Origin of the sequence: Neolewinella persica DSM 23188, from assembly GCF_000373105.1 — a bacterium.
Classification (GTDB): Bacteria; Bacteroidota; Bacteroidia; order Chitinophagales; family Saprospiraceae; genus Neolewinella; species Neolewinella persica.
In genome coordinates, this window is the sequence record NZ_KB890447.1 from 144,868 (window position 1) to 164,586 (window position 19,719).

The following is a 19,719-nucleotide window of genomic DNA, read 5'->3' on the forward strand; positions in this document are numbered from 1 at the left end:
AACGAAAACGATGGGGCAAGCCCCATCGCTACAAGAGACGGACCTCCGGCCCTGGAACGTCAGGAAATTGATATTTGGGATTGAAATCCGGATAACCGAAAGCAATCAACATCCTGGTGTATTCCTGTTCGAAGTCCATCAGCTGGTTGTTCAGGCCATGATGAATTTTCTGTTTCCGTACGTAGGTTAATAGTCCATCCAACTTACGGTAATCGGCCGAAAAGGCACCATACCCATCTTGCCAACCAAACCATGCGTACTGCTCGCCTTTCGTTTTTATCCAACTGCTGGAGACAGACTTTACGTCGTTGAGAATTGTCGCTAATGCCTTTGTTCTGGGTAAGGTATGGACGATGTGTACATGATCTGGCGTGCCGTTGATTTCAAGGACAATGGCTCCGTAGTTGGCAAAACAACTAGTCATCACTTTGTGTAACTCCGGCTCGATGGTCTCGTCGATCCAGGGCTGGCGGTATTTGGTACTAAAGGTGGTGTGGATTATGATGCGGTCATAGGATTGTGGCATAGGGGGGCGTTTTGTTTGACAATGTTAAGGGAGTGTAAAATAAAACACAAATAATGTTTAATTTTTCTTTCAAACATTTTTTGCAGGGCCGGAGGTCCGTCTCTCGTAGCGAGGGGATTCATCCCCTCGTATTCGTTGTTGTGCAGGTAGGCCAACGAAACCGATGGGAGCAAGCCCCCTCGCTACGAGAGACGGACCTCCGGCCCTGCCCCGCAAACAGACGCAACCCTCGACCAGAATCCATAGTCCTTTGTGAAGGGTCATCCCAATGCCCTATCTTCCCTGCTCCTTAATCACCCCCACTATGCACCAGCGTCCGCGCCCCCAGAACCTAATACTCGTACTGCTATGTACGCTTTTTATCACCCACCTCTCCGCCCAGGAAGCCCGGCTGCTCCGCCAGCCCAACCTCGGCACGGACCGTATCGCCTTCACCTACGGCTCCGACGTATGGACCGCAGAGATGGACGGAAAAGACGTCCGTCGTATCACCAGTACAGCGGCCGTAGAAAGTGACCCGCACTTCTCGCCCGATGGCAAATGGCTGGCCTTCAGCTCTAATCGCGACGGCGGCACCTCGGTCTACATCGTAGACGCCATGGGCGGCATGCCCACCCGCCTGACCTGGCACCCCAGCGGTGGTGCCGTACGCGGCTGGACGCCCGACGGAAAATCGGTCCTTTTCGCCAGCTCCCGCAACAGTGCGCCGGTGGGCTTTAATCGCCTGTGGACGATCCCCGCCACCGGCGGGCCAGCCGTGCAACTCACCCACCAGTGGGGTTTTGACGGCAGCTACAGCCCCGACGGTAAAAGCATTGCCCTCGACAAAATGAGCCGCTGGGACACCGAATGGCGCGCCTACCGCGGCGGCCAGAACACGCCCCTGATCGTGCTTGATCTGGCCACCAACGACGAGGTGCTGATCCCCAACGAAAAAACGACGGACATACAGCCTAACTGGCTGAAAGGGGAAGTGTTTTTCCTCTCCGATCGGGACTGGACGATGAACGTCTGGGCCTATAATGTGAAGACCAGGGCCCTCCGCCAGGTTACCAAATTCAAGAAGACTGACGTGAAATGGCTCGACGCAAATGGCAGCCAACTGATCGTGGAGCAAGACGGTTACCTGCACACGGTAGACCCCGAAACGGGCAAAGCAAATAAGCTGAACATTAACATCGTGGCCGATTTCCCCTGGGCCGCTACGCAGTGGGAAGACGTGAGTAATAATGCGGGCTCCATCTCCCTTTCCCCGACGGGTAAACGTGCCGTGATGGAAGCGCGCGGAGACATCTTCACCGTACCCGTCGACAAGGGCGATTCCCGCAACATCACCCGGAGTTCGGGCACCGCCGACCGCGCACCGCTCTGGTCGCCGAAGGGCGATCAACTGGCCTGGTTCTCCGACGCCGACGGTAAGGGCTACCGCCTGCACCTGTCCAACCAGGACGGCCGGGGTGAAACAAAAACCCACAGCATCGGCGTCTCCAAAATGGCCTGGGACCCGGCCTGGAGCCCGGACGGAAAACACATCGCTTTTGTGGACGACGACGTGCGCATCCGCGTGATCACCCTGGCGGATGGAACGATAAAAACCGTGGATTCGGGCGGGACTAACCTGGATCGTAGCCGGACGGATCCCGAATGGAGTCCGGACAGCAAATACCTGGCCTACGTAAAATCGGCGGAGAATAACTTCCGTCAGATCCTGACCTGGAACAGCGAAACGGGGGACATTGAAGCGCTGACGAATCGCTTCGCCGACGCCTTCAGCCCCGCCTGGGACCGGGACAAAAAGCACCTCTACTTCCTCGCTAGTACCGACCTGGCCCTCGGCTCCAGTTGGGCAAACACCAGCGCCATGCAGGCCGACCCGAGCTACGCCGCCTACGTGATCGTGCTGCGCAACGACGAGGATTCGCCCTTCCTGCCCGAAAGCGATGAGGAGGAAGTGAAGGAAGAAAAGGAAGATAAAGCGGAAGGCGACAAAGAAGAAGGGGACAAGGAAGATAAAGAAGAAGAGGGCGCGGCCGCAGGTGCCATGGATAAGGACGAGGGAGCAGGCAAGGACGACGCTAAAGACAAGGATAAAGATGAGGGGGTACGCATCGACTTTGACCGGATTGAGCGACGGACAATTGCGCTCCCCGTCGACAACGGTAACTACTACGCCACCGCTGCCGGCCCGGCCGGCACCCTCTTCCTGGCCCGCCAACGGAGTGATAGCCCGGGTGGCCAACTCATGAAATTCACGCTAAAAGACCGTGAGGCCAAGGAATTCGCCGGCGGCCTCCGGCAGTTCTCCGTCTCTGCCGACGGGAAGATGATTCTGGTGCAAACGATGGGCGGCTGGTCCGTCGCCAAAACCGGCGGTCCCTCCGCCAAAGGTGGAGAGTCATTAAAACCCAGCCTCCGCATGAAACTCGACCGGCCGGCCGAGTGGAAACAGATGTTTGAAGAAGCCTGGCGCTACGAACGCGATTACTTCTACGACCCGGGCATGCACGGTCGCGACTGGAACGTGGTGTACGAACGCTATGCACCACTGGTGCCACACGTCCGCCACCGCGCAGAGTTGAACTACATTTTGGATCAGATGAACGGCGAACTTTCCGTGGGCCACAGCTTCGTTCGCGGCGGGGATTACCCGGATGTCGAAAGCTCCCGCGTCGGCCTCCTTGGCGCAGACCTGGTGGCCGAAAACGGTCGTTGGCGCATCAGCCGCATCTACACGACGGAGAGCTGGAACCCCCGCTTGAGTAGTCCGCTGGACCGCCCCGGTCTGAATGTTAAAGACGGTACCTACCTGGTCGGTGTCAACGGCCGCGAACTGACCGCCGCCGACAACCCCTACGAATTCCTGGACGGCACCCGAGGCCGGCAGACTACGCTCCACCTCAACGACAGTCCGAGCTTCGAAGGACAGCGCGAAGAAACGGTGGTCCCCATCTCTAACGAGGGCGCGCTGCGCCAGCGCGCGTGGGTGGAAGACAACCGCCGTAAGGTAGATGAACTCTCCGGCGGCAAACTCGCCTACATCTGGGTGCCGAATACCGGCGGTTCCGGCTTTGTCAATTTCAACCGCTACTTCTTCGCCCAGCAGGATAAGCTTGGTGCCGTCATCGACGAGCGCTTCAACGGCGGTGGTAGCCTCGACGATTACATGGTCGACCTGATGACGCGGTCGCTCCGCGCCGCCCTCACCAACGAGGTCCCAAATGCCAGGCCGCTGCGCCTGCCCGGCGGTATCCTTGGCCCAAAGGTGCTCCTGATCAACGAACGCGCCGGTTCCGGTGGCGACTTCTTCCCCTGGGCCTTCCGCCAGCAAAAGGCCGGTAAGCTGATTGGAGCCACCACCTGGGGCGGACTGGTCAAATCCTCTACCCACTACCGCCTCATTGACGGCGGTTCCCTCACCGCCCCCGACAACGCCGTCTTCGACCCCATAAACAATGTTTTTGTTGCCGAGAATGAAGGCGTTGCGCCGGACATTGCCGTCCGGCAGGACGCTAAGTCTTTAGCTGCGGGTAAGGACCCGCAGTTGGAGCGGGGGGTGGCGGAGTTGCTGAAGCAACTTGGGCAGATGAAGCAACAGGAGGTTAAGAATCCTCGGTATCCTACGCCTGCGGTTAAGGGGAATTAAAGCCCCGGCCGGGTTCAACAGCATTTATGCTGTAGGGCCGGAGGTCCGTCTCTTGTAGCGAGGGGATTCATCCCCTCGTATTCGTTATTGTTGCGCGGTCCTAGCGAAAGCTAAGCCCGCGCAACAACAAATGCGATGGGTTGGCGAAACAACGAAAACGACGGGGCAGGCCCCGCCGCTACGAGAGACGGACCTCCGGCCCCTGCCCACCACTAAGCAAAATTGGAAACCCGCCATAAATAAATGATTTTGGCCAAAAGTCACCCACCCATGCACCTCTTCTTCGATACCGAAACCACCGGCCTACCCAAAGACTGGAAGGCCCCCAGCTCCGCCACCAACAATTGGCCCCGGATGGTCCAGATCGCCTGGGTACTGACGGACGACGCTGGTAATAGCCTGGAAACCTACTCCGCCATCATCAGGCCGGAGGGATTTACCATCCCCAGGGAAGCATCCGATATCCACCGGGTTACTCAGGAGCGGGCCCTGGCCGAGGGGCTGCCCCTAAGCGAAGTGCTGGAGGCTTTCACTACCACCATGACCAAAGCCCAACAACTGGTGGCCCACAATATGGCTTTCGACGAAATGATCCTCGGGTGTGAATATCACCGCATTGCCGGTCGGGACCCGCTGCGGAGCAAGCCGAAGGCTTGCACCATGAAAAACGACGACATCATCGAATGGGCGGCCATCCCGCCGCACCGCTACGGTTCCTTCAAATGGCCGACGCTGGAGCAGTTGCACCGCAAGCTGTTCAGGACCGGGGTGCCCGATGCACACGACGCGCTGGTGGATGTGGAGGCTACCGTTCGGTGTTATTTTGGGTTGCGCGGGCTGGGGGTGATTTGAGGATGTAGCGGAGTTTGGGCTTTCATTGCTTTAATCCTTTTCGCTGCACCTGCGTCCGCGCCCATCTTATAATAGAGGCGCGGACGCAGGTGCAAGGAAAGGCTAAGGGAGCAGGGACCTTTCAACCCGGGGGTGAAACGGGACCGCAGGCTCCCGAAGCGTGTAACCGCCGTAGTTACTACTTTCGAGCCTGAAATTTCCGGTTGTAGGCGGTATCGTTTTCCAACTAAGTGCGTTGCCTGAGCCTTCATTCGGTATAGCTTCCCAAGATCGACTAAATTCAGAATATGAAGACCTTCCTAATGTGCAGCTTTGTCCTTCTAACGGTCCTTTCGTGCCAGGGAAGGGTGACCGCACAGACCAGCCTCGGTGATTATTTTCACGGCGGCAAAAAGCAACGCACCTTAATCTGCGGCCACCGGGGAGGCAGCGATTCGGCCTTACCCGAAAACAGCCTCTCCCTTTTTACCGCGCTGGCCGGGGCGTTTGGTCAGCAAGCGGTGATGATTGAACTCGACGTTCGAAAAAGTGCGGACGGGGAGCTCTTCGTGCTCCACGACGCTACGCTGGATCGGACCTCCACCGGAACGGACAGTATCCACATCGTCGAATCGGCCTACCTGCAACAACTCCACCTCAAAACCGACGCTGGCGAAGTGACCGAAGAAAGAATTCCCACTTTTCAGGAAGTTCTGACCTGGCTTGTTGCGCAGGAAAACGTGTTCCTGATGGTCGACGTAAAGGGAGACTGTTGGCGTGAAGTAACCGAAATGATTCGGGATAACGGGCTGACGAACAGGTGCCTGCTGCTCACTTTCTCCCTGGCCGATACAAAGCAAGCTTATGACCTTTTGCCAAATGCCTGGATCTCAACCCTGGTAAAAGATGCCGCCGATTATGACCAACTGCGCACCCTGAACCTGCCTACCAGCCGCCTGTTCGCCTACATCAACGGCAGTACCCCGAAGCGCCTGATAAAGCAGCTGAAGCGAGACGGTATTTTACTGACGACGGACGTTAGTGAACGGCGGAATGGGCACCCGGCGGCCCTGACCCGACGGTTTTACCGGTCTTTTATACGGAAGTACGGGCTGGGGGTGTTGATTACGGATTATCCGGTGGGGGTTAGGGAGGTCTTTTGAAGGAGTCGCTATCTTTAGCCATTACCCATACCCATACCCATCCCCATCCCATATGTCCTCCAACCTGCACCTGTTCTTCTTTATCGGACCACTACTGGTCAGCCTGGGCGCTTGCGCCCCGCCCCCGGAATCTGGTACGGACAAGGAATTCGTTGGCCGCGAACTACTCTTTGCCGCCGAGTTCAACGAGCCCGGCCCGGTCGACACTACCCTGTGGATACCGGAGCACGGCCTGGTACGCAACCGCGAATACCAGTGGTACCAGCCCCAAAACGCCGTGCAGACGGAAGACGGATTGCTCCGCTTCGAAGCCCGGCGGGAGGAGACCGTCAACCCCCGCTATGACCCCGACAGTAAGGACTGGCGCAAAAGCCGCCCCGCCGCCACCTGGACCTCCGCCTGCTTCAAAACCAAAGGGACGTTCGACTTTAAGTACGGCACCCTGCTCGTCCGCGCCCGCCTGGATACCGCGCTGGGCGCCTGGCCCGCTATCTGGACCCTCGGCGTAGACCGCCGCTGGCCCGCCAACGGGGAGATCGACGTGATGGAATTCTACCAAAAGCAGGGCGTCTCCAGCATCTTAGCCAACACCGCCTATTTGTCGGACGGCCCGGGCAGGAAGGCCAAATGGGATGGCTTCCACCGCCCGCTGCAGGACTTCCTGGACAAAGACCCCGCCTGGCCCGAAAAATTCCACCTCTGGCGCATGGACTGGACGGCAGAAGCCATCCGCCTCTACCTTGACGGCGAACTGCTCAACGAAACCCTGCTGAAAGACACCGTCAATCCCGACGGCTTTAACCCCTTCCAACAGCCTCACTACCTGCTGCTGAACCTAGCCATCGGCGGCGATAACGGCGGCGAGCCCCGGCCGGGTACTGAGCTTATTACTTATGAGGTGGACTGGGTGCGGGTGTATGGGGAGTGAGGGAGCGTGGTGAGCTTTTAGTCTGCCGAAATGTTGTTGTGGAATAACGTAAACTCCGGGTCTGGGTGGCACAAGAATAGTCCCGTAGCCCTGAAGTTCGATCACAAACGGGGCCGCAGGCTTCCGGAGGGGGTTAACCAACTCCACCAAAAAAAAATCCCAAAGGAGGTAAGGTTTTCCGCTTACCCGCAATCAGGTGGCAAATTAGTTAACCGAAACAAACTGCCATGAAGTCCTACACCATTTTATTCACTTTCTTCGCGATCCTGTTTTCCAGCCAATTGGACGCGAAGCTTTTTGACGCGACCATCGTCGACGTTGAAGGAAAGACAATCAAGTGCCAGATCAAGGCCAATATGATGTTGTTCCGAGATGAAGTCAACCCACTTTTTGTCATCAAACCGATTCGGGCCATTTTGTCCGACGGTTCAAAAGTTAAGTTTCGCCCCGACGAAGTGCAGCGGTTGACCCTGCACACTACGCCATCGGGAATGCGGGTTTTCGAAAGTCATCAGGTTAAGAAAAAGCGGTACCTGCTGGAAGTCGTCAGCACAGGCCCCATCCCGCTATTCAAGAAATATACTCAGCATGGATATGACGGTAGTGTAATGGCCCGTTATGCCCTCAAAGACCCTTACGACACTATCGTGTTGTTGAATGCAGATAAATGGCGCCGACATTTAACGGAGATCTACCCCCACGTCCCTTATTTCGAGCAAGAATTTGAACAGCGAAATTTCAAGTTCAGGGACTTAGAGGAGTTTTTGGCGGGGTATACCTCCGCAGATTTGGCTGGAGACAAATAACGCGCTCTACACAAGACTTCGCCTTTAACTCAAATAGAAAATCTATTCCTGACCCGTTGTGCAGCTGTTGCTGTGCGGCGGGTTTGGTGTTTTAGGGGCTGGTCGAGGGCTTGTAGGCCGAGCGCGAACGGGGCCGCAGGCTCTTGGAGTGGGTTGGGCGGGGGACGTGGTAATCGATTTTAGCCCGCCTGGATGGCGTTGCCGGATAACGAACAGGAGAGGGTAGATCCGGAGGGTCGCCCTGCGTAGCGGTGGGCTTTAGCCCATCGTATTCGTTATTGCATGGGGGCGATTCGGAAAGATTGCCCAACAACTAAAGCCGGAAGCCAACGAGGATTCGGCGGCGGCTAGTAGCCTTGAATGCGGGGTGTGGGCAAGATCGAAAACAAGGCGGCGTGGCGTAGCCTTGAAGGCGAAGGGGCGCGCACCAACGAATACCAGGGGCGGCGTTTGGACCTGCGGTCCTGCACTTACCCCTGGCTACGTAGGGTTACCCTCCGGGTCTCAGAATGCCCAGCGGGCAAAACAGCGTACTTCTGCCATCACTTGCCGGCCACTATCTTTGTTGCTAATGAAACGCACCTACTATTTCCTTGCTGCCTCCCTGTTCTTGATCGCTGCCTGCGCCGGCCCCTCCGAACCGACGACTTCGGAGGTGACCAGCTCCAATGATGACCCAGCCGCCGAGAAGGCCGCTATCCTCCGCGTACTGAACGAGGAGACCATCGCGGCTTTTAGCCGCGACTATACCGGTTGGCAGGACAAGTGGGTCCAGACACCCTACGTAACCAAAACCTACATGAACTTTGCCGACAGCAGCCTGACGGAAACCCTGGGCTGGGCCGAGGTTAACCAGTTTGTCGTCGACTATTTCGCGGAACATCCGGAGCCCGACCCGCTGCCCGCTCCCCTCACCACCATCGACGTGCGCCTGTACGGTACCGGCGCCTGGGTAAGCTACGAGCAGGACGACCCCGCCCGCGGCCGAAAGCGGGAGACCCGGCTGATGGAACTGATTGAGGGGGAATGGAAAATCGCGGGGATGGGGACGGTTATTTATGGGGAGTGAGGGGGTGTGGTGGTGGGCTTTCGCTCACCGAGAAGGTGTTGTCGGGCAAGGATAAGGAAGGGCGCGCGGCTTAGCGAGGGGATTTATCTCCTCGTATTCGTTATTGCATGGAGGCGATTCAGAAAGAATGCGCAACAACTAAAACCGTAGGACAACGAGGGTTCGGCGGCGGCGAGCAGCATTGAACACCAAGGACCGCGTACCAACGAAAACCAGGGGCGGCGTTTGGACCTCCGGTCCTGTACTTACCCCTGGCTAAGTTGGGCGACCCTCCGGGTCTGGGCTAGGGTTCAAATTTATGTTGTAGCGATAGGATTAGGCTATTAATTTCACCAGTTAGATATAGTCTTTTCAATCAGAACTATACTCTAGAAAAAATATGGGCTTTGATTAGATGATGATCAGTTGATTTATCCCTTTGTCGAACGCTTAAAAGTAACAGCTTGAAAAATTAATTGAATAATTTACCAATACGTTCCGCACATATTTTCACGAACTGAGTTAATGTGGAAGTAAGTCTCATTTATACGGCTATTGCCGAAAACCTAAATACCCACTCCTTGAAAGCCACCGAATCCAAACTCAATGAGTTTCTAGCCACCCCCAAAACCCGTTTTGTAATCCCTATTTACCAGCGTAACTACGACTGGCAAGACCATCAGTGCAGCCAGTTGTACAGCGACATTTGTAGCGTCGCCGAAGATGAAAACAGAGCTTCCCATTTCGTTGGTAGTATCGTCTATTTGCAGGATGGCGTGTATTCCGCTTCAGACGTAAAAGAACTGGTCGTAATTGATGGTCAACAGCGACTTACCACATTATCATTGGTTTATATCACATTATATCAGTTTGCCGAAGCACATGGATTGGAGGAAGAAGCTGCGGAATTAAAAGAAACCTACCTGATCAATCGCTTCGTCAAAGACCGACAGGAGAAGCTGTGGCAAACCGAAGAGAATGATCGTATCTACCAACGCCTCATCCGGAACCAGTCAGAAGAAGGCGAACCATTCAGCCGGATTCGGGAAAACTTTGCCTACTTCAAGGAATTGATCCGCGATGAGGCAACCTACCGAATGGTCAAAGAAGGTATGGGGAAGTTGTCCTTCGTAGATATCTCTCTGGAAAGGGGGAAAGACGATCCCCAGCGCATTTTTGAATCGCTTAATAGCACTGGTTTGGCGCTTTCTCAGGCTGACCTGATTCGCAACTACATCTTGATGGGCCACATCCGCGAAGAACAAGAGCGGCTCTACATTGAGTATTGGAAAGAAATAGAAAAAAACGCACGGGATGATGAAAGCAGAACCAATATGGTGTCCGATTTCGCCCGTGACCTGCTCACCTTCAAGAACAAGCGCATCCCACGTAAGAACCTAGTTTATGATACCTTCAAAATCCGTTTCCCCGAGCGGGAGAAATCTGAAGTAGAAACTTTGCTTAAAGAAATGCGTCGCTACTCTGAGCATTTTGGCAAACTCACTAATCCGGCCAGGGAACCAGATGCACAAATCCGCTTAGAGCTAGAGTACATCCGGCAACTGGAAATTAACGTCAGCTATCCATTTCTACTACAGGTGTACGATGATTACCAAGCAGAGGTGATTGATAAGGACGGATTAATCAGCGTCCTGCAATTTGTACAGCGCTTTGCCTGGCGACGCTTTTTGGTTAACCTGCCAACCAACGCGCTCAATAAAATTTTCATGCGCTTGTATGAAGAAATTCGGCAAGACGATTACATCAATTCTCTTGAAAGGGCCATTGTGCGTAAGAAAGGAACACAACGGATTCCTACGGATACCGAAGTAAAGTCCAGCCTGCGGGAAAGAGACTTCTACAATATAAGGTCTAAGAACAGGAGCTATTTCCTCGACCGCCTTGAGAATTATAATAATCGGGAACGCGTAGCCATCGATCACCTCACCATTGAGCACATCTTCCCGCAAAAGCCGACCCCTGCTTGGAAAAAAACGTTGACGGTGGAAGACTACGAGGCTTTCCAAGACAAGCACCTCCACCAACTCGGTAATCTCACCCTCTCCGGTAACAACGGCAGCCTTTCCAACCGCGCCTTCAAAGAAAAGAAAACCCTCAATACCGGAGGGAAAGAACAAGGCTATGAATTTAGCAGACTATGGCTTAACCGGGACCTGATGAAGCTTGACGCATGGACCGTTGCAGACTTCAAAGCCCGGCACAATCGCCTAATCAAGCGAACCCTGGAAATATGGCCTTACCCCGAAGTTGAAATCGTGGAAGACTTAGGCACCCGGGATGAAATGACCATCTTCGAAATAGACGACCCTACCGGTTTCAAGGTGAAATATGCCAAAATTGGTAACGAAACGATCGAGCCACGCTCCGTAAAAGAGTTCTATGTTACGGTACTTTCTAAGCTATTCGCCGATAACCCGAACCCAATGATGCAACCCGAGGTGTCGAAGACAATTCTTTTAGAAAGAAATGATCCGAATGCCGCTGATAACGAGCACATCGGAAGAGGCTACAGCGTGGATGCCGCCAATTCCTCGTGGGTGAAATTTAAGCGGTTGGAGACGGTACTTACGGCGTATGATCTGGAGGATTTTGTGCGGGTTCGGTTGGTGGAGGCTTAAGGTTTTATTCGCAAGTATAAATTTAACAAAACCCCATGAAACACCCACCCAACTTCTTCCGCCTAAACTACAACCACGGCCGCACCCACAGCGGGATGATCGCTTATTTGGTCGAATTATGGAATGCCGGAAAGGAAACCAGAGAACCACTTCGCCAATTTCTGGCGGGACTCGGAGTGAAGGATTTTCCTCCACACGAGAGGTACATCGCGCAGCTGGAATACAATAACATTGACCTGGCTATATGGAAATATCCGTATGATAAGGGAGATAAGCCACTACTCTTACTCGAAATGAAAGTGGACGACCACGAAGGCCGGAAATCATCAAGAAAAAAAGAATGGAAGGGTAAGATTCGCCAGACGGAGGCTTACCTCCTGCGGAACCGGCACGAAAACTGTAGTTACCTGTTCGTAACCCTTGGACTAGGGGAGCACTATGAGGACTTTGTTTGCCCGGAAGAGAGCAATAAGCCCGTTTGGCAATGGCTAAAACTCGAACATTTTGCCGCTGCCGCAGCATCTGCCGCTAAGTCTCTTTCCGACGACCAGTTACTTACCCAATGGGCCGGTGCCATGGCGGCTACGCTAGAGGATTACCGAAATCCCTGGGGTGAACCCAACACCGACGAGCGCCGTGCGGCGCTCTACCGCCTGGCGAACCTGCGGAAACTACTGCGAGCACGCTGGCAGCAACGCGACGAACTAAGCGAGGTGACCCCGAGCCTTTACGCCCGGGGACCTAGGGATACCATCCTGCATTTCCGAATGACAGGCAACGGCCCACTCTTTTGTGAAATCAATAGCAACGGCCGGCTGAATTTTAAGATTGCTTTCCCGGAAAGCATGAAAGACGCAAACACCAAGATTAGGGCGTACCGAGCATTAGCTGATGCGCTGAAAGATCAAGTACCGGAACTGAAGGTTAAGTCCATCTGTGACACGGCGAAACCCGGGGCGACAAAGACCTTGGCCTCCTTGGTATTAGGCCTACGGAAAGGGAGCTTACAACTGAGCGATGAAGCTAGCCTGGACTCCGTCATAGACCAGATAACCATCGGTGTGAAACTATGCCAAGCCATTAAAAACCAAAGCCCGTAGCTACTCCCCCCGCACCCGCGCCCCCGCCCCCCAAATTTTCTCTACATTGCGCCTCCTAACCTACAAACGCCCCAACCCATGATCACCGGCCAAATAAAATCCCAGGTAGACGCCATCTGGAACCTCTTCGCCAACGGCGGGCTCACCAACGCCCTCACCGTCATCGAGCAGTTCACCTACCTGCTGTTTTTGCGGCGGCTGGACGAGCGGCAGATCAACGAAGAAAAGAAAGCCAACCTGCTCGGTCAGCCGCTGAAGAACCCCATCTACGGCCCCGGCGAAGCAGACCTGCGCTGGCACAACTTCCTCAACTTCGGCCCCGAGCAGAAACTTGAGATCTTCACCCGCGGCATCCAGGTCAGCAACGACCCGCCCGAATTCCTCAACGCCTTCGATAAAATGAAGACGGTGGGCAAAGCCGGCGGCGTGTTCACCGAACACATGAAGGGGGCCACCTTCATGGTCAACAAAGCCCGGCTGCTCGATTCGCTGGTGATGAACATCAACGACATCACGATGAGCGACCGCGACACCAAGGGCGACCTCTACGAATACATGCTGAGCAAGATCGCCAGCGCCGGCCGCAACGGACAGTTCCGCACCCCCCGCCACATCATCCGCCTGATGGTGGACCTGACGCGGCCCACCAAAGACGACGTCATCTGCGACCCCAGCTGTGGCACCGCCGGCTTCCTGGTCAGCGTCGGAGAGTACTTCCACGAGAACCACCCGGACCTATTCCTGGACAAGAACTTCCGCCAACGCTACAACTCGGAGATGTTCCACGGCGTGGAGATCGACCCCAGCATGCTGCGCATCGGCGCGATGAACCTCCAGCTCCACGGCATCGAAGACCCCCAGCTGCTGGAACGCGACGCCCTGAGCGAGCAAAATGCCGACCAGCGCGATAAATACACCCTGCTGCTCGCCAACCCGCCCTTCAAAGGCAGCCTCGATTACGACAGCGTGGAGGCCAGCCTACTGCAAACGGCCAAGACCAAGAAAACCGAACTCCTCTTCCTCTCCCTGATGCTGCGGATGCTGCAGACCGGTGGCCGCGCGGCCGTGATCGTGCCCGACGGCGTCCTGTTCGGTAGCTCGAAGGCCCACAAAGCCATCCGCTCTGAGATCATCGAGAAGCACAAACTCACCGCCGTCATTTCCATGCCCGGCGGCGTGTTCAAACCCTACGCCGGGGTGAGCACCGCCGTCCTGTTCTTTACCAAAACCGGCACCGGCGGCACCGACGACGTCTGGTTCTACGACATGCAGGCCGACGGCTTCAGCCTCGACGACAAGCGCCAAGCCACCGAAGCCAATGACCTGCCCGATATCGTCACCCGTTTTTGGGCGCGGACGCAGGAGCAGGGGAGGGCTCGAACGGAGCAAAGTTTCCTGGTCCCCAAAGCTGAAATCGTCGAAAACGACTACGACCTGAGCATCAACCGCTACAAAGAAATCATCTACGAAGCCGTGGAATACGACCCGCCCGCCGCCATCATCCAGCGGCTGAAGGATATGGAGCAGGAACGGTTTGAGTTGTTGGAGGAGTTGGAGAAAATTATGGGGGAATGAGCGATTTAAGTATAAAGAAACTGGGAGAGATCACGATTAACCTTGATAGGAAAAGGATACCTTTAAATTCAAAACAAAGAGCAGAAAAAGAATCTTCCCCTCAATACCCATATATCGGAGCGAATAATATAATGGGATATATTGACGAATACATTTTCGATGACCGAATATTGTGTATTGCAGAAGATGGAGGGAGTTGGGGAAGGAATGAGAGGTGTGCTAAAATATATGAAGGAAAGGTTTGGGTAAATAACCATGCACATGTACTTACAGAGTGCGAAGGAATAAGTCTAGATTACCTATGTTATTTTCTGAATTTTGCTGACCTCTCAATGAGTATTACAGGTGCAACACGTGGCAAACTTACGCAAGGTGCACTGAACAATATCCTAGTTCCGGTACCTGAATTTGCTAACCAACAAAAAATCGCCCACCGCCTGGACCAAATCGACCGTCTCCGCCAGTCCCTGCGGGCGGAGGTGGCGGAATATGGGCGTTTGGGGGAGGCTGTTTTTTTGGAGATGTTTGCTAGGGATAAAGCAGTCAATTGGCCAGTTCGTTTATTCGGAGAATTAGCTGACTCTAGATTAGGGAAAATGCTTGATAAGAAGAAACAACACGGAAAAAGGCAGCGAAAATATCTTCGGAATGCAAATGTGCAGTGGTTCAGATTTGAATTAGAGGATTTGCATACAATGGATATAGAAGAATCCGAAGAGGAAAAGTATGGTTTAAAAAAAGGGGATGTTTTGATTTGTGAAGGTGGAGATATTGGGCGTGCAGCTATCTGGGACGATGAGCTTCAGTCTTGCTACTATCAGAAAGCGCTGCATCGTGTTCGGGTAAAGGAATCTCTAATGTCGCCTGATTTCCTAGTTCACTGGTTATACTTTCAGTCTAAGAATGGAGGCTTTGACGATTATAGTTCTTCAGCAACGATTGCTCATCTAACTGGAGCAAAGCTTAAGAAGATGAAAATAAGTTTACCCCCAATCAACCTCCAGCACAAATTCGCCGCCCGCATTCGCGCCATTGAGGCGTTGCGGGGGAAGGCGGAGTTGGCGTTATTGGAGGCTGATGGGTTGTTTGGGGCTACTTTGCAGGGGGTGTTTGGGGGATGAGAAGGTGTTGCTTGGTGATAAATGTCTATTGTTTTTTGTGAAAGCATATAGACTTGATTAACTTTGGTGAAATTCCTTCAAGTATTTTTGAAATGTTTCTCGTGGTTTAAACCCGGATGTTTTACGTGCACCTTTACCGAATGATCTTATGAGACTATCCTTCCACTTGTTGTTAGCGTGTATTTTTCTAAGTGGCGGTCTTGCTGCGCAGCTGTCCCCCTCGAACTTAGACGAAGACTGGGAGCACTGGTCGGAAACGGTAAAAATTTCGCTGGGTGTTCGTAAGGGCTTCATGAGCAGCGTGAGTTCTGCACCGGTGAACCTGAATACCTTTTTCGTGTGGAAGCCGGACCGGGAGATAGAAGAGATATGTGTTTTGGTGCGCACCAATGATGGGCTGTACAATGCCAATATGCGGTTTAATGTTGCGGGGGAAGCTCGGGGCTTCGTCGAGCTTGCCTGGCCAACGGCCTACAAAAAAGAATTACGGGGCTACAAGCGTGATGAAATAAGTATGATTGGGGCTATTGGTGATAATTGCGACGTCGGGGGGCAGGTGACGGCCTGTAGTTTCGTACCGGAAGAGGTTGTAGAGCATCTTACCTTTTTTGTTAAAACCAGCGGGCTCACCGAATTCTCTATTTTAGACCCTGAGACGGGCAGCAAAAAATCTTTTACTTGTAGTCGGCTGGAGGGGCTTGCGGCATCCAAGGGGGTTAATTGCCGTTGTGAAGTGCCGCTCAGGCATTTTTCAAATGGCCGGCGATATTTTATTCAGGAGTTTCCTGAAGGAGAAGAGTTGGGGACCAATAATACTTACGAATTGAAAATCCGGCTCTGATGAGTAATTTTATAGTCATTGTGCTGGCAGTGGCCTTTTGGGCACTGACTGTGTTTTTCTTCTATTATTTTGCACCTGACCGTCGTGCCCGTTTTCTTCGGCGGGGCTTGGTTTTCTTTTCACTGGTAGCCTTCACTGCCTTCCTCATTGCCATATACCGGCCAGCCAATGCGCTGTACACCGTGGAGGCTCGCACAGAATACCTGGAGTTTACGAGCACAGAGGTGGAAGGGCGTTTAAACCTCACTAACGTAAAATACATCAACCAGAGATCTCCGGTAATAGATTCTGTGTCCGGAAGTATCGCTACAGCACCGGGGGTGAAAATCCGACTGTTGCGAATTGGGCATGGTGCTTTTAGCATTGAATTAAGTTTTCCCGGTGACGCTCCGGGCCAACTGGGTATTTTTACGCGTACCGGGATGTCCCCCGATACCCTTATAGACCGCGCGCGCATAGTTTTGGCAAACCCCGATGAAGCGTTCAATGCTGGCAAAGGTCATCTTGTTTATTTTGAGGGGAAGGATTTGCAGGTAGGAAAGTATATTGCCAAGCCACCATCTTCCGCAAGTAGTGCCGTATTAAAGGAGGGGACGGTAACGGCGAGTGACCGCGAGCTGTTAGGTGAAGATCGCTATGAGAGCGTTCGTTACGACCTTGGCTACGGTGAAACGTTGACCTTTGAAACCAAGTTGAAGGACGGGCAGGCTTCAGGAGGGATTGGCTTCGCGGTTTTAGATGGGGGGGCTGGTTTGAAAATGGCCTATAATATCAATGCTGAAAACGCCCGAATTGGTAAAGCCGGGATGGATAAGTCTGATAAACACCTTCTCATCCGGCCAACCTTATTAAACCGGTTCTCTTCGGATGGCTTTTTGCAGGTTATTTCTTTCTTTTTCGCCAGCCTTTTGGTATTGACTACGCTTTGGACCTTCTACTACGATACCCGCTCCTACCACGAGCTTAAAAAAAGCATTGACAAATGAAGAAATACATACTATGTTTATTGGCTTCGACGCTTTGGTTCCTATCACAAGGAATACAGGGGCAGGCGCTCACTAATGGAGTTCGGGTGGTCAATCTGAAAGTGGATTATGATGAAGAAGGACAAGGGACGGTCTTTCGTCGGAACGGTGAAAGGCTTGTTGTTACGGCGGGCCATGTGGTTAAAAATGGCGCGGTTGTCGAGGTGGTCTCTGAGTTAAATGGCGCTAAAAGCGAGGCGTCGGGTGTACATCTTTTTAGCGGGCTCGATCTCGGTACCGTTACTTGGCCAGGACAGGCTTATTTAGAGGAATTACGCCCTTGGAAGGTGGGAGGAAACTATCGTAAGCTACTTCGGACGGGTAAGGATTTTCGTCTTGTTACGAGGGATAAAGATGGTCGTGAATCCAGGCGGGAAGTCAGAGTGGTCGGGGCAGAAGACGACAAATTAGATATTCATTTTGTAAGGGACTTTACCTTTGAGGAAGGAGAAAGTGGGGGCGCACTTATCCTTCGCCCCAAGAGTGGAAAGGACATCTACATGGGGCTGCTGTACGAGAAATCCGGAGACGGTGCCACCGGCTACGTTTATCCTGCAGATGTTATGGATGACCTGATAAAACGGCGGATGAAGGAGATTAAATCTAGCTCTGTGCGCAAATTAATTCCTGCTATTGGCTACTTGGGAGCGGTGGTTGCTGTAGGTACAGGCTACCTTTCTACTTATCAGAACGCAGAAAAGGTTTACGAAGATTACGCGAATAACTTACAGGAAAGCACATATGCAGCGTTGAACACTGGTTTTTCCAGCAGGGGTGCCGCTTATAAAGAGTCGGAGCGGCTGCGTAAGAAATCATTACGGCTTTATATGGTTGGTGGTGGTTTAGCAGTTGGTTCTGCTTTATATCAACTAGTAACCAAGCCAAGCAAGATTGACAAGCCTGTGGATAACGACTTTGAGTTTAAAGTCGAAAGCTCTGGAGTTTCCCTTACCTATACTTTTTAGACATTTAATCCCTCAATTATGCGTAACTTTATAATCCTGATCTCCCTTATCCTGCTTTCTGGTTGCCTTACAGACCCATTTAGTTCATTTGAGGAAATTGAGTCTATTTCAGAACCTGTCCGGATTGATCGCCAAATTTTGTCTTTTGAAGATTTTGAAGGTATTTCTGCCGGAGATAATAATTCAATTACTCCTTTAGGGGTGGTAACTGATTATACAGTTAGTGAAGACCCTGTTACAGGGAATAGTTTCCTGACAGGAAAGGGAGAGGGGAGTATAATAGTGCCAGAGGTAGAGCTTTCCTCTATTGATTCATTTACGTTTACTTGTTGGATGCGAACGTATTCAAATAATTTTGAACGTATTTTGTCTCAAACAGTTAATGGTGCGGATTCTGCGCGAATCATTATAACTAACGACCGGATCTCAGTGGGCGTAAATTCCTTGAATGATAGTGCTCCATTAATGGGATTATTGTTTAATGGAGAATGGGCCATGCTGACAGTTACTTCCGCTTCTGTGAATGTTGAGGTACCTAGTTCGGGCTCCTTAATCTACATCAATGGAGATTTAATAACTTCTTCCAGTGCCGGTCTATTGAAATTCGAACAGGGACCGGTACTTAAACTGATGGACCGCTTTACCGGAGATTTCGACGGACTGAAAATATTTGATACTAAACTTAACGAGGCTGAAATTAGAGACCTTTACCTTCAGAGCCGTTCGCGTTATCCTGAAAAACAAGAAGAAGCCATAGTGCCAGATGGACTGGCGTCTTATTACAGGTTTGACGATGGAGATGGCTCGCTTGATGCAGTCAGCAGACTGAACGGAACTTTTTCAGGAACTCCTACTTTCGGAGAAGACGTAAGTATAGCCTCTGGTCGTTCATTGTCCTTTGACAATACTTCTGGCAATAGGTCTGTTTTAGAAATTTCCTGCTCCTTATTCGATAATGTTAATGGTTTTTCGCTCTCTTTTTGGGCAAAGAGTACTGCAGCAGTTTATAGCCCGATGATTATTCAAGGACCGAATCTATTTGCAGGAACGCACTTAGTCAGTTTTAACAATGGAGAAGTTTTTGCTGGGAATACGGAATATTGTTTTACTTGCCCACCTAACGCGGAGGTGTATAATGATGGTGAATGGCATCACTTCACTATTACTTGTTTCAGTATAAATACCTCTGCGCCCAACATCCCAATGACACTATATGTAGATGGAGCCTTTGAGGGCCAATCGCCTAATAGCGAAATAAATTTCCTGTCAGATCATAAGCTTATAATTGGAGGAGATGGTTCCGGTACTTCATTTACAGGTAGTATTGATAATATTCGCTTGTACAATCGGCCGATATCAGAAGAAGAAGCACGTGAAATATTTAATAGTGGTTCATAGGTTGAATAATTGCCTGCTAACCTTTACCTGTGCAGGTAGTGGGGTGAATTTGACTTTGTCGGGTTAATTACCAGAATCTTTCAGAGTGAAGAAACCTTGGTTATTTTACT

The 19,719-nt window shown here is 52.4% G+C and carries 15 protein-coding genes; 14 read left to right on the forward strand and 1 reads right to left on the reverse strand.

Features of this window, described 5'->3' with window-relative positions:
- Positions 1 to 28: 28 nt before the first annotated feature.
- A complete protein-coding gene (gene tnpA, locus B036_RS30190; protein ID WP_020570432.1) occupies positions 29 to 526 on the reverse strand; it encodes an IS200/IS605 family transposase in 498 nt (165 codons plus the stop codon).
- A gap of 304 nt (positions 527 to 830) precedes the next feature.
- Here tnpA and B036_RS0119615 point away from each other — a divergent pair, with 304 nt between their 5' ends.
- The 14 genes from B036_RS0119615 to B036_RS0119680 all read left to right on the forward strand — a co-directional run bounded on the left by B036_RS0119615 (position 831) and on the right by B036_RS0119680 (position 19,609).
- A complete protein-coding gene (locus B036_RS0119615; protein WP_020570433.1) occupies positions 831 to 4,169 on the forward strand; it encodes a S41 family peptidase in 3,339 nt (1,112 codons plus the stop codon).
- Positions 4,170 to 4,418: 249 nt separating this feature from the next.
- Positions 4,419 to 5,021 carry a 3'-5' exonuclease gene (locus B036_RS0119620; RefSeq protein WP_245557492.1) on the forward strand — a complete coding sequence of 201 codons (603 nt, stop codon included), beginning with the start codon at positions 4,419 to 4,421 and terminating at the stop codon, positions 5,019 to 5,021.
- Between the two features lie 287 nt (positions 5,022 to 5,308).
- On the forward strand, positions 5,309 to 6,163 hold the full coding sequence (locus B036_RS32370) for a glycerophosphodiester phosphodiesterase family protein (protein WP_026232148.1): 855 nt from the start codon (positions 5,309 to 5,311) through the stop codon (positions 6,161 to 6,163).
- A 52-nt stretch (positions 6,164 to 6,215) separates the two neighbouring features.
- Positions 6,216 to 7,091: a glycoside hydrolase family 16 protein gene (locus tag B036_RS0119630; RefSeq protein ID WP_020570436.1), complete on the forward strand. Its 876-nt coding sequence runs from the start codon at positions 6,216 to 6,218 to the stop codon at positions 7,089 to 7,091.
- A 227-nt stretch (positions 7,092 to 7,318) separates the two neighbouring features.
- Positions 7,319 to 7,897 (forward strand): hypothetical protein, encoded by a 579-nt coding sequence (locus tag B036_RS0119635; RefSeq protein ID WP_020570438.1) that lies wholly within the window; start codon positions 7,319 to 7,321, stop codon positions 7,895 to 7,897.
- 571 nt (positions 7,898 to 8,468) lie between these two features.
- Positions 8,469 to 8,966: a hypothetical protein gene (locus B036_RS0119640; RefSeq protein WP_020570439.1), complete on the forward strand. Its 498-nt coding sequence runs from the start codon at positions 8,469 to 8,471 to the stop codon at positions 8,964 to 8,966.
- Positions 8,967 to 9,526: 560 nt separating this feature from the next.
- Positions 9,527 to 11,584 (forward strand): DUF262 domain-containing protein, encoded by a 2,058-nt coding sequence (locus tag B036_RS0119645; protein ID WP_026232150.1) that lies wholly within the window; start codon positions 9,527 to 9,529, stop codon positions 11,582 to 11,584.
- A 35-nt stretch (positions 11,585 to 11,619) separates the two neighbouring features.
- Entirely contained in the window at positions 11,620 to 12,684 is a 1,065-nt protein-coding gene (locus B036_RS0119650; protein ID WP_020570441.1) for a hypothetical protein, read from the forward strand.
- Between the two features lie 78 nt (positions 12,685 to 12,762).
- On the forward strand, positions 12,763 to 14,259 hold the full coding sequence (locus B036_RS0119655) for a class I SAM-dependent DNA methyltransferase (protein ID WP_020570442.1): 1,497 nt from the start codon (positions 12,763 to 12,765) through the stop codon (positions 14,257 to 14,259).
- Positions 14,256 to 15,380 (forward strand): restriction endonuclease subunit S, encoded by a 1,125-nt coding sequence (locus tag B036_RS30200; RefSeq protein WP_020570443.1) that lies wholly within the window; start codon positions 14,256 to 14,258, stop codon positions 15,378 to 15,380. The genes B036_RS0119655 and B036_RS30200 overlap by 4 nt, the downstream gene beginning before the upstream one ends.
- Before the next feature lie 148 nt (positions 15,381 to 15,528).
- Positions 15,529 to 16,221, forward strand: a complete 693-nt coding sequence (locus tag B036_RS0119665; protein WP_157472241.1) for a hypothetical protein — start codon at positions 15,529 to 15,531, stop codon at positions 16,219 to 16,221.
- On the forward strand, positions 16,221 to 17,207 hold the full coding sequence (locus B036_RS0119670; RefSeq protein WP_020570445.1) for a hypothetical protein: 987 nt from the start codon (positions 16,221 to 16,223) through the stop codon (positions 17,205 to 17,207). Before B036_RS0119665 ends, B036_RS0119670 begins: the two co-directional genes overlap by 1 nt.
- Complete coding sequence (locus B036_RS0119675) at positions 17,204 to 18,211, forward strand: hypothetical protein (protein ID WP_020570446.1); 1,008 nt, start codon at positions 17,204 to 17,206, stop codon at positions 18,209 to 18,211. The genes B036_RS0119670 and B036_RS0119675 overlap by 4 nt, the downstream gene beginning before the upstream one ends.
- Positions 18,212 to 18,229: 18 nt before the next feature.
- On the forward strand, positions 18,230 to 19,609 hold the full coding sequence (locus B036_RS0119680; protein ID WP_020570447.1) for a LamG domain-containing protein: 1,380 nt from the start codon (positions 18,230 to 18,232) through the stop codon (positions 19,607 to 19,609).
- Positions 19,610 to 19,719 lie beyond the last annotated feature (110 nt).